The 11,684-nt window shown below is 56.6% G+C and carries 12 protein-coding genes; all 12 read right to left on the bottom strand.

What is annotated here, in order from left to right; translation table 11 throughout:
• Positions 1–8 precede the first annotated feature (8 nt).
• The 12 genes from MNODULE_RS20395 to MNODULE_RS20340 all read right to left on the bottom strand — a co-directional run bounded on the left by MNODULE_RS20395 (position 9) and on the right by MNODULE_RS20340 (position 11,675).
• The gene (locus MNODULE_RS20395; RefSeq protein WP_168063030.1) at positions 9–785 is read right to left on the bottom strand and encodes a flagellar motor protein MotB; all 777 of its coding nucleotides are present in this window, start codon (positions 783–785) and stop codon (positions 9–11) included.
• Between the two features lie 5 nt (positions 786–790).
• Positions 791–1,561 (bottom strand): flagellar motor protein, encoded by a 771-nt coding sequence (locus MNODULE_RS20390; protein WP_168063029.1) that lies wholly within the window; start codon positions 1,559–1,561, stop codon positions 791–793.
• 17 nt (positions 1,562–1,578) lie between these two features.
• Complete coding sequence (locus MNODULE_RS20385) at positions 1,579–2,286, bottom strand: protein phosphatase CheZ (protein WP_168063028.1); 708 nt, start codon at positions 2,284–2,286, stop codon at positions 1,579–1,581.
• Between the two features lie 58 nt (positions 2,287–2,344).
• Entirely contained in the window at positions 2,345–2,713 is a 369-nt protein-coding gene (locus MNODULE_RS20380) for a chemotaxis response regulator CheY (protein WP_168063233.1), read from the bottom strand.
• Between the two features lie 7 nt (positions 2,714–2,720).
• Positions 2,721–3,653 (bottom strand): CheR family methyltransferase, encoded by a 933-nt coding sequence (locus tag MNODULE_RS20375; RefSeq protein WP_168063027.1) that lies wholly within the window; start codon positions 3,651–3,653, stop codon positions 2,721–2,723.
• Positions 3,653–4,738, bottom strand: a complete 1,086-nt coding sequence (locus MNODULE_RS20370) for a protein-glutamate methylesterase/protein-glutamine glutaminase (RefSeq protein WP_168063232.1) — start codon at positions 4,736–4,738, stop codon at positions 3,653–3,655. Before MNODULE_RS20370 ends, MNODULE_RS20375 begins: the two co-directional genes overlap by 1 nt.
• A gap of 1 nt (position 4,739) precedes the next feature.
• Positions 4,740–5,111 carry a response regulator gene (locus MNODULE_RS20365; RefSeq protein ID WP_168063026.1) on the bottom strand — a complete coding sequence of 124 codons (372 nt, stop codon included), beginning with the start codon at positions 5,109–5,111 and terminating at the stop codon, positions 4,740–4,742.
• Positions 5,112–5,278: 167 nt separating this feature from the next.
• On the bottom strand, positions 5,279–7,435 hold the full coding sequence (locus tag MNODULE_RS24870; RefSeq protein WP_168063025.1) for a methyl-accepting chemotaxis protein: 2,157 nt from the start codon (positions 7,433–7,435) through the stop codon (positions 5,279–5,281).
• 73 nt (positions 7,436–7,508) lie between these two features.
• Positions 7,509–8,636, bottom strand: coding sequence for a porin (locus tag MNODULE_RS20355; RefSeq protein ID WP_168063024.1), 1,128 nt, complete (start codon positions 8,634–8,636; stop codon positions 7,509–7,511).
• A gap of 13 nt (positions 8,637–8,649) precedes the next feature.
• On the bottom strand, positions 8,650–9,309 hold the full coding sequence (locus MNODULE_RS20350; RefSeq protein WP_238339669.1) for a hypothetical protein: 660 nt from the start codon (positions 9,307–9,309) through the stop codon (positions 8,650–8,652).
• Positions 9,310–9,313: 4 nt separating this feature from the next.
• On the bottom strand, positions 9,314–10,003 hold the full coding sequence (locus MNODULE_RS20345) for a hypothetical protein (protein ID WP_168063022.1): 690 nt from the start codon (positions 10,001–10,003) through the stop codon (positions 9,314–9,316).
• Between the two features lie 10 nt (positions 10,004–10,013).
• On the bottom strand, positions 10,014–11,675 hold the full coding sequence (locus MNODULE_RS20340; RefSeq protein ID WP_168063021.1) for a methyl-accepting chemotaxis protein: 1,662 nt from the start codon (positions 11,673–11,675) through the stop codon (positions 10,014–10,016).
• Between the last annotated feature and the right edge of the window lie 9 nt (positions 11,676–11,684).

Below are 11,684 nucleotides of genomic sequence, written 5' to 3'. Positions count from 1 at the left end.
TTATCGGTTCAATCTGATCGCGGATTCTTCATGTCGGCGCCCGATCCATCGGGACCCCTGGGCGGGGGAAAAGGGTTAAATTCCGGATCGGCTTTTTCCTCCGGCGGATTTAAAAGGACAATCTCGACGCGGCGATTCTTTGCGCGTCCTTCTAGCGTATCGTTGACGGCGATCGGCCGGAACTCGGCATACCCGGCGACCGAGAATCGATCGGGAGTCATCCCGTGTTGTGTTGTAAAGTAGCGGACAATCTGTGTCGCCCGGGTCGCGGAGAGCTCCCAATTCGAGGGATAAAACGGCGTTTTGATCGGGATATTGTCGGTGTGACCTTCCACCAGGATCGCGTTCGGAGCGTCGATAATCAATCCGGCGATATGATCGAGCGTTTCCCTGAACTCGGGCAGAAGCTCCGATTGACCGGTTTCAAACGCGAGACTCTCACTGATTCGGATGACCACGCCCCGGTTGTCCCGAATCACTTTCATCCCCCCCGGATTATCCTCCGTATTGATATTCGCCGTCAGCTTCTTGTAAAGCGGCAAGCCGATGTCGAACATTTCGGAGCCGGAGGCCTTCGAGCTGAGTCGAATATTCGAGGCGGAGTGAGCGATGATGGGGTGAAAGGCCGAATTAAGCGAGTCGGCGACCGCCCGGAATTTTCCTTCTCGCACGGAAGAGGTCGAATACATGACCACGAAAAAAGCGAAGAGCAACGTAATGAAATCGGCATAGGAAACCAACCATCGTTCCATGTTTTCATGCTCTTCATGTTTTTTCTTTTTCATTTCGGCTATCCCTTCTTTATTTTTTTCTTTTCCCCTTCGGTCAGAAATCCTTCCAGCTTCTCCTGGATCAGCCGGGGGTTCTCTCCGGCCGCGATCGACATCAACCCCTCGATCATCAGCTGACGCGTAATCCCTTCCATCTGGCCGCGCATCTTCAGCTTCGACGCGATCGGCAAGAAGATCAGGTTGGCGGCAAGAACGCCGTAGACCGTGGCGACGAAGGCGGTGGCGATCCCGCTCCCCAGCTTGCTCGGATCGGCCAGATTTTCCATGACGTGGATCAGCCCCAGAACCGCCCCGATGATCCCGAAGGTGGGACAATATCCGCCGGCGGCGTCAAAGACCTTGGCCGCCATGACGTGATGTTCTTCGCTGAACGAAAGGTCGACCTCCAGGATTTCGCGGAGAAGTCTCGGCTCGGTCCCGTCCATTAAAAGCTGAAGTCCCTTTTTAAAAAAGGGGTCCTTCACCTCCTTCACCTTCGGCTCCAGCGCAAGAATCCCCTGTTTGCGCACGATGTTCGCGTAATCGACCAATTGTTTGATGTACCCGGCGGAATGATCCGGCTGCGATTTGATCGTGCTGAGCCCCAGCTTGATCCCCTCCAAGAATTTGGGGAGCGAATATTGAACCATCACCGCCCCGAGGGTTCCCCCCAACACGATGATCGCGGCCGTAAACTGCATGACCGACGAGAGATGCCCTCCTTCGAGGTGTTGTCCGCCGATCAACGCGGCGAGTCCGACAACCACCCCCATTATGGTCAAAATATCCATCGCGGTCCGTTAAGGGCTTACAGCCCGTATTCCTTCAAAAGGTGATCGACGTCGGTTTGGGCCATTTTATCGGCGCCCGCGAACCGATTCCCCGTTTTTTCAAAATCCTCATCTCGATCGGTCTCTTTCGTCGATGTCGGCGGGATGTTCCCCTTTACGTTGAGCGAGCTGTTCAACCGCTTAATCCGCGACTGCACGTTCGTCATGTCGGAGGAGATCTTCTTCAGCCACTGGGCGGCGACATCCTGAAAGGAGAGCGCCGTCATCAAATCCATCAACATTTTCTTTTCGTCCCGGAGGGTCGAACCGATCTCGTCGGCTTGGCGCTTCAGCGTGGGGCGTTGCAGCATCTCCGCCTGCGAATGGGTCTTGAGCGACTCCCACTTGTTCGCGAGCGCGTCATGACTCTCGATCACCTTTTCCACGATTCCCAAAACCCGGTGCACTTCCTCTTCGGTAAACCGCGTCACGCCGTAGATCTGGTCGGTCCCGTAAGGGATCTGGCTGGAGGCCGTCTCGATGTCCGATTCGGCCGCTTGCAATTTCTTTGAAATCGCCTGGAGGTATTTCGCAAGCTTGCCGAGTTCGTCGGAGAGCTTGGCGTCGGCCCCCTTTTTGAGGTCTCCCTCGATGATCCCGCGCGCGGCCCGGATCAGGCCTCGAATGTTGTTGTCTTCTATCGGAGATTCGTGGAATTCCATCTCGGTCATTCCTTTCATGATCATTACGTATCCCTTGAGCGAGCGAAGCCGCCGCCCGCCATGTCAGCGATGGATTCCATTTTCAGGCGTTCTTGAACACCTTGTCGATCTTCTCCTTCATCGTCTCGGGCGTGAACGGCTTGAGGATATAGCTGTTCACGCCTGAGCGGATCGCCTCGAGGATGTGGTCCATTTCGGCTTCGGTCGTCACCATCAAGACCGGCAGCGCCGACAATTTTGGATCCTGCCGAATGGCCTTGAGAAGATCCAGACCGTTCATGTTCGGCATGTTCCAATCGCTGACCACCAGATCAAACGGCGCATTGCGGACCATCTCCAAGGCCTTGTCGCCGTCTTCCGCCTCATCGGTGTTCGGGTACCCCAACTGCTTGAGGGTATTTTTAATGATTCTTCTCATGGACGACATGTCGTCCACGACCAAGATCTTCATATTTGGATCAGGCATCTCTCGCTCCTCCGCTTGATATTCGTTCCTCTCCCGATTTGTCTTTCCGGACGTTGCCTTCCCTCTCTGTCCCTTGGCGCCGTACGGGAGGCGGGGGAGAGGGGATTGCGTCGTTTCTTCTGTAATAGACTCCGCGATCAACCTCGATCCGAACGAGTCGATCGGTGATGCCGAGGGGCGTTTCTCCTCCCCCCAAAAAAAGGGCGCCGTTCGGGGTCAAAGACGCGGCCATTCCCTCAAGGACTTTCTTTTTCGAAGCGCTGTCGAAATAGATGAGAAGATTCCGGCAGAAAATAATATCGAACGGCCCGAACGAAGAAAAATCGGTCAGAAGATTGAGCCGTTTGAATTGGATCCAGCGTTTCAGATCCGGGCGTACCTTCCACTCCGACCCGATCTGATCGAAAAAACGGGTCATGTATTGGGCCGGGAGTCCCCGTTGAATTTCATACTGGGTGTAGACTCCGTTCCGCGCCCGCTCCAGCACCCGCTCGACGAGATCGGTGGCCAAGATTCCGACCTCCCATCCCGCCAGCATCGGTTCGATGTTGCAGAGGAGCATCGCCAGGGAATAGGGCTCCTGACCGGTCGCGCACGCCGCGCTCCAGATCCGGATCCGCCGCCGCTTCTGGTTCGCTTTGAGCAAGTCCGGCAGGAGCACATTCCGGACAATGTCGAACGGGACCTTATCTCTAAAAAAAGAGGTCTCGTTGGTCGCCATGGCGTCGACGACCTTTTGGAGGAGGGGGCTCGTCGGCTGCCGTTTCAGGTAAAGGCACAGCGCATCGATCGAAGACAACCCGGCTTCGCAGACGATCGGCTCCAGCCGGGCCTCGATGAGATAGGTCTTTGAGCTGTCCAAAACCAAACCGCTCTCCTTGTGCAAGAGGGCAATCATGAAATTGACCGACTCTTTCGAAACCATCAGCGTCTTATCCCCTTCATCACGCAATCCTCGATCGCCCCCCTCATCTCATCAAGGGGGAGGACACAATCGGCCAGCCCTTCCCGCACCACGAACGACGGCATTCCCCAGACCACGCTGCTCGCCTGGTCCTGCGCAAAAATGATCGCGCCCTTGCTCTTCATCGCCCGGATGCCGTTTAAACCGTCCTGCCCCATCCCGGTCATGATGATCCCGAGCGTCTCCTCCCCGTAAACATCCGCCACCGACCGAAAAAGGACATCGACCGAAGGACGACAATAATTGACCGGCGGCTCCTGATTCAACGCCAGGAAAACCCTTTCCTCTTTCTGACGGACCGCCATGTGGTAGTTGCCCGGGGCGATATAAGCCGTCCCCGGCTCCAGGATCATACCCTCCCTCCCCTCCACGACCTTCATCGCCCCCCCCTGCTGGAGCCGCTCCGCCAGCATGCGGGTAAAAACCGGCGGCATATGCTGGACGATGACGATCGGAACCGGAAAGTCTTTCGACAATTCGGGGATCAATTTGGAGAGCGCCGCAGGCCCTCCCGTGGAAACGCCGATGGCGACGATCCGGATGGTTTGAGGCGCCGACTTCAGGGCCCGCTCTACGGTGAGTTCCTCGACCGGCTTCGCCCCTCTTTGGAGCGGCTTCGTCCAGGCGGGATGCGGTCGGAACTGCTTGATCTTGGGGATCAGCTCCGCCGCCACTTGTCTGACCGCCTCGCTATACCCCCCCGGATGGGTCGTGGTCGGTTTTGCGACATAGTCGCTCGCGCCCAAAGAAAGGGCCTCGATCGTTTGGACCGCCCCGCGTTGCGTCGCGCTGCTGAACATGATCGTTCTGATCTTCGGAAAATCGACCCGCAGCGCCCGCAAGAGTTCAAATCCGTCCGCTTCGGGCATCTCCAGATCGAGAATCAACACCTCCGGACTCCATTGAACGATCCGCTGCAGGGCGATTTTCCCGTTGGAGGCGGTCCCGACAATCGAGATATCCGGATCATGAGAGAGCGCCTCGGTTACGGCGCGCCGAACCACGGAGGAATCGTCGATGATCATGACACGAATCGGCTCAAACATCTCAACCACGCGCAATTCCTAAAATGGACAATTTCTCTTCGAGAATCTCTGATGTAAACGGCTTCATGATATATTCGTCCGCGCCCCGCTCCATCGCCTGGACAATCTTCCCCGCTTCGCATTCCGTGGAGACAATAATGATGCGGGGACGTTTGTTCGACCTTTTCGCCCCGAGCGCGTCGAGCAATTGCATCCCATCCATCTCCGGCATATTCCAGTCGAGAAGAATCAGCCCGATGTCCGGATGGACGTTTAACTGCTCCAGCCCCTCCTTGCCGTTAACCGCCTCGGTCACGGAATGCCCCATTTTTTTAAGCATCTGCCGTAAGAGACTTCGCATTGGAGCGGAGTCGTCGACAACGAGTATCTTCATGGATCCTCCTAGGGCGACACCCGGTGCGCCCCCTTCATATTGAGAGAACAGCGAGTAACTCGCCTTATTCGGTTGCGTCTCATCTTTTCAGATCGGGATAAAATCTTTTAGACCATCCCTGAAGTGTAGCAAACAACGAACGCCCGTCAACCCCAAGATTCACCTCCTTAAACAACCTCACTCTGTTTCGGACTAAGCGGCTCGGCTTTTTGAGTCATCAATGGTAATTTCCTCTCTTTTTGAACGGAGAATGTATCTTTCGGATCGCCTGAGCCGATTCTGTCGGCCTCAACGTGGAATTGGCTGACCATCGCCATTAATTCGGCGCCCATCTGGGCCAGCCGCTTCGAGGCGGCGAGGATGGTGGTTGCCCCTTCGGCGGTTCCCTTCGCGGCAATCACCACCCCATCGATGCTCTCGGTGACCTCTCCGGTCCCACGGGCCGCCTCCATCACCGAGCGGCCGATCTCGTTGGTCGTCGCCGTCTGCTCTTCGATCGCTCCCGCGATCGTGGTGGCGATCTCGTTGATCTGGGTGATGATCCCGGTGATCTCTCCAATCGCGGAGACCGCCTCTTTCGTGTCGGTCTGGATCACCCCGATCTTCTGCCCGATCTCCTCCGTCGCTCTCGCCGTCTTCTTCGCCAGATCTTTGACTTCGTTGGCCACTACCGCAAAGCCTTTCCCCGCTTCTCCCGCACGCGCCGCTTCGATCGCCGCGTTCAACGCCAATAAGTTCGTCTGCTCGGCAATCGATGTGATTACTTTGATGACTTTCCCGATCTCCGCGCTGCTCTCCCCGAGCTTGCTGATTGTCCGATTGGTCCCCTGTGCCATCTGCACCGCCTCGGACGTAATCTGGGTCGCCTTCATTACATTTTGGGAGATCTCTTTTAATGTCGCCGTCATCTCTTCCGCCGCGGTGGCAACCGCCTGCACGTTGCGGCTGGTCTGCTCGCTCGCCGAGGAGACGGTGCTCGCCAATTTCTCCGTCTGCTCGGAGTTCGATCCCATCTGCTGACTCGAGGCCGACAGCTCCTCGGATGAGACCGCCAGGGAACGGGTCGAATCTTTCACCCGGGAGATGATCCCTGAGAATTTTTCCGAAAAGGTGTTGAACCACCGTCCCAGCTCGCCGATCTCATCGCGGCTTTTAATGTCGATCCGCTGTGTCAGGTCCCCTTGTTGTTCCGCCCGCTTTAAAACCTCCATGATTTGATGAAGCGGCCGGCTGATCGATCGGGCCGTCCGAAGGCTCACCATGGCAACGACAATGCCGACTCCCCCGAAGAGGATCAACGAAAAAACGGTGATCTCCCTTTGGCTCGACAGGAGCGAATCGAGCGGCTGCAGAAGAACAATCCCCCCTTGCATCACCCCATTTTTCTCGATCAAGGGAAGAGCCATATAAAGGTACTCCCCTCCTCCGATCTTCTCTCTGATCGGCGCTGCGACCGCCTCCTTGATGACCACGGCGTCCAGTCCGGAAAGGGTTGAGATGACTTTCCGCCCTTCGCGATCGACGAGGGCCACTTCCAGCCCCACCCGATGTTTCATCCCATCGATGAAGTCCTGATTAAGGACCGCTCCCTCCCTCAGAATGCCGATCCGGCGCCCTGAAAATTGAAGCGCCTGATAAACAGAGACCTCCACCCCGCTCTCTTGAGCGGTCCGAACAACGGCATGGTCGTTCGCTTGAAGCTGCTCCATCACTTCCGGAGGAAGGGGACCTTCTCTCAAATCCTTTACCACGCCGGCCGGAACGGAGGGTGAAGCCGATCCATTCTGACCATCAAAAGTAAAAGTATCTTTTGATTCTCCCGATGGAGGAATATCGAATGTAAAGTCCTCTTCAGCGTATGCGGAGGAGACACCGAAAGAGGGGGGCCGCAAGCCGATTTTTTCCGTTTGATTCGGCCGAACCGGCTCCAATGAAGCGGCGTGCTTCGCCTTGGTCTTTTGAACGATCGAGATCGGCGTCCCTTGCGCGTCATAAATCCCCAACAAACCCGAATCTGAAAATTCGAGAAGCTGCACAAGGAGTCGTTTGATCATCTCCCGGTTGCTGGAAGCGATCGTCTGAACCAGGAGCGACTGCGCGGCATAACGCTCTGCCTGATTGAGGAGTCGTTTCTCTTCTTTCTGAAGCTCGATCTCGGCTCCCTTCCGATTCGCCGCGAGCCGATCCCCCATCTCGCGCCGGAGATTCCTGGCGGAGAGGAAAAGATTCGCTGCCGTGATCAGAACCATCGGGACCATCGCGACCAGCAAAAACCATGTGAGGAGCCTTCTTCGAAGATCCCATGTCCCAAAGAAACCCTGCATCTTTATCTCCTCATTGAATCGATCCGTTCGGACGGCCGGGCCCTCCGACGAAGGCCCGGTCCGCTCCGCCCATTTAAAACAAGACGCTCAGCTGAAACGCGGCAACGTTGTTATCGACCTCGGTGTTGCTCCCCTCCTCTTTATTCATCTGATACTCCACCTTCGCCCATGTGTTCTGATAGGGGCGATAACGGATCCCGACGGCCGTTTCGGTAAAGTCTTTCTCGGCGTCTTTGTCGGCCGTCCAATCGGTATATCGGACATTCAGATCGAGACGGTTCTCAAGCGACGCCACCGGGGGAACGAATGAAACCAAGGCATAATAGCCGGAGACATCCCGATCCCCCCCCGAGGCGCCCAGTCCCTCATCGGTCCCCAGGATGTATTCCGCTTGAAGATAAATGATCCCCAGGTCGGCCAATGCATGAACCCCCCACCGGGAGGAGTCCAGATCGCTGCCCGGATCGTGCGGGCCGGTGACGTAGGAAGCGCCGACGTTCACCCCCGGCAAGAGCTTCGTCACCTGGACCTCCGTGCCGTACGACTTCCCGCTGTTTGCGCTCGCCCCTTTCGTATCCCGTCCCCGGCTTCCTTTGTCCTGCACGGCGCTGCCGTTGATCGTATAGAGATCGACCATTCCGACCATAGGAATTTCATGGGTAAACTGGATGCCGACATCCGTCCAGGTGTTGTTGAGAATCGGATTTCCGTTGGGGCCGCTCTTCGTCATCGGAGGGCGGCTGACCAGGCGATTGTCCGAGGGGGAGTGAAGATAGTTCTCCAAGCCGAAGGGAACCAGGATCGCCCCGAAGGCGAACGTCGTCCCCGGCCACGGCGTGATATCGATTTCCGCCTGCTCGATGAAGAACTCGGCGAACTGGTCGTCATCGACCTCCTCCGGGACATGTTCGAATTCCAGAATGATCTTCGCGAAAACATGGTCGGCGACTTGATAGCCGAAGAACGGCTCGAAGACATGCTGATCGAAGGTGCGATTTCCCCCCGGGCTCGCCCCCTCGGCGTCGAAATACTGGAAGGCGGCATAACCGTGAAACCTCACCTTCTCCGTCGAACTACGGGTGACAAAAAGATCGCCGAAGGTGAATTCGTCTTCCTCGGCGGCAGATCCCGCCACGGGAAATAATAAGACCGCCGCGAGGAAGAAGAAAAACGCGCCGATAATCGTCTTGTTCTGTTTCATGGGTGTCTCCTTTTCATTTGGCGAAATAGGTGTAGACCCGCTTGATGTTCATTTCAATCGCCTTTGCCGCCGATGCGAAGCGCTGCGGGTCGGGATCCAGTTTTCCGGCGCCGAGCAAGCCTGGATTGCCGATCGCCAATTGGGCCTGCTCGAACTGCCGCATGATCTCATCGTGCACCGACGGCTCCTTGCGCTTGATGTTGCCCGCCAAAACTCGCTCGTAATAATAGAGGGCCGTTGCCAGGAGATAAGATGAGCGTTCGTAATTCTTGAATCGCTCTTCGATCGCTTGGTGAAAATTTTCACTCATGCCAAGAAAAAGAACATGTGCAAAACTCTTAGCAATCTCGTTGGAATCGTTCGCCGCCGCCCCCTTCTTCAGCCGAGGGGCGAGATCCACGCGAAATTGCGTCGCATATTTCTTCAACACCGGCGTCAAATCGGAAACGTTCGCTTCGACCTCGGTCCACCTCCCCTCCTTCGAGGCGGAGAGAGTTCGGATGAATGCCGCGATGAGGGGATCTTCCGAATCTTGAGACTCCCCCCCTCTGTTCCGGAGATACTCGCTTGCGGTCTGCGCCGCCGTTGCCTCGGTGAAACAAAACGCGAGCATCATAATGAGAAAAACCATCGACCGAATCATTTCACACTCACGCTCCTTTCTCTTTTGCACCGAACTATCCCTTAAAGTAGGTGTAAATGGCGGCGATCTCCGTCTCAATCGTTTTGGAGGCCGCTTCAAAACCCCTCACATTCGGAGGAGAGAATGGAAGATCGACGTAGAAGCCGGGATTCCCGAGCGCCCCCTGCGCGACAAGAAAGCTCGATTCGATCTTCTCGTGCCGGTTCGGGGCTTTCCGTTTCACATTTCCGGAAAGGATGACATCGTAATACTCCCTTGCCAGATCCAGTCGCTCCTTGGCATTCAAAAAATCATCCAGCTTGGACGCAATGATCATCTTGAATTGCATCCGCATATCCAGATAGACCACCTCCGCCAAATATTTGAGGACTTCCCCGCCGTTTTTCGCCGCCACTGCTTTTTGAATTGTCGACGTCAGGTCGATCCCGAGATTTTTTTTGTACTCACCCAGCCGTCCGCTGATCTGCTGAACCTGCTCTTCGATCGTTTTCCAGTCCCCTTCTTTCGTCGCGACAACCGCCTTCTGAAAAAGCTGGATCAACGGCCCCTGCGGACCGGCGCTGTTCCGTCGGTGCATCAGATCGCCGCTGGTCTGGGCAAAAACCTCCCACCCGACCGATAGAACGAAGAGCATGAGGACGAAGCGGCCAAAAAGACGGCGCCCGGGTTTTCCCTCTCCCACTCCCCCTTCACCCCCCATTGCTCCTGAAAATGACCCTTTCACCGAATCTCCTTCAGATCCCCGTCGGCTGTTCAGTGCCCTTGACCCGAGATCCGGACGCCGGCGCCTTTTCTTGTTTTCGCCTCTGCTCCGGATGAATTTGAAACTTGCTGACGAGGACCATCAAATCGGCCCCCATCTCCGCCAACTTTTGAGAGGCGACCAAAACACTCTCCGCCCCTTCCGTTGTCCCCCTTGCTGCGGAGACCACCCCTTCGGTGCTCTCGGTGACCTCTCCGGTCCCCCGGGCCGCCTCCATCACCGAGCGGCTGATCTCATTGGTCGTCGCCGTCTGCTCTTCGATCGCTCCCGCGATCGTGGTGGCGATCTCGTTGATCTGGGTGATGATCCCGGTGATCTCTCCAATCGCGGAGACCGCCTCTTTCGTGTCGGTCTGAATGACTCCGATCTTCTGCCCGATCTCCTCGGTCGCTTTGGCCGTCTTCTTCGCCAGATCTTTGACTTCGTTGGCCACCACCGCAAAGCCTTTCCCCGCTTCTCCCGCACGCGCCGCTTCGATCGCCGCGTTCAACGCCAATAAGTTCGTCTGCTCGGCAATCGATGTGATCACTTTGATGACTTTCCCGATCTCCGCGCTGCTCTCCCCGAGCTTGCTGATCGTCTGGTTGGTCTCCCGCGCCACCTGCACCGCCTCGGACGTAATCTGGGTCGCTTTCACCACGTTTTGGGAGATCTCTTTTAATGTCGCCGTCATTTCTTCTGTCGCGGTGGCGACGGCCTGCACGTTACGGCTGGTCTGCTCGCTCGCCGAGGAGACGGTGCTCGCCAACCGCTTGGTCTCCTCAGAGTTGGAGCTCAACCGCTGACTCGAGGCAAACAAATCCTCCGACGTCGAGGCGATCTGCCGAGAACCGCTTTGGATTTTAAAGACCAATTCTCGGAGATGCTCGGCCATGCGGTTGAATGTTCCTGCAAGGTGACCGATCTCATCCCCGCGGTTCACTTCGTTCCGGACGGTGAGATTCCCTGCCGACACCTCCGTCGCCACCGTCGAGACCTGCTTGAGGGCCCGGGAAATCGAGGAGGCGTTCTTCAGAGAAATAACCGATAAGATCAAGAATCCCAGGAGGGAGATGCCGATAATCATGACCCGGGAGATCCGATTCGCCCCGCCCGCTTCCGTTTGGGACTGCCTCATGTCCTGCTCGATCAGATCGCTTAAACGCCGCATCTCCTCCTCCCATTTCTTGGAGTCGGCGACAAATTCCTCCATTGGAGCCGCCGCGACGAGTTGGCCGTCGAGGATCATTCTTGCCAGCTCTTCCGCGTTATTGATGTAGGCGTCCAGGCCGGGATGAATTTCCAGAATTTCCCCTTTAATCTCTCCTTGGAGGGGAAGCGCCTCGATGTTCTTAAGCCGCTCTCGGAAGAGGGACGCATGACCGGAGAGTTCTTCCAAGATCTCCTTCTTCTTCTCGGAGTTTGCGGCCTCGGCCGCAATCGCCGCCGATTCGACATCGGCCCTTAACGCGTCGCGCACCCTGTCGGCGGTCAAGTGGTAGCGCAACGCGATCGCGCTCACCTCCATCCGGTTCATCGCCTCGGTCACCCGCGTGATTCCCCAGAAACCGAACCCTCCGATCACAAGCGCCAGCAACAAACCGAGGAATCCGAGCCCCAAAAGCTGCTCTTGGATCGTGACCTTGAACTTCATTCCAAGATC

The sequence above is a fragment of the Candidatus Manganitrophus noduliformans genome (assembly GCF_012184425.1).
Classification (GTDB): domain Bacteria; phylum Nitrospirota; class Nitrospiria; order SBBL01; family Manganitrophaceae; genus Manganitrophus; species Manganitrophus noduliformans.
This window is presented reverse-complemented; position numbering and strand designations above follow the sequence as displayed.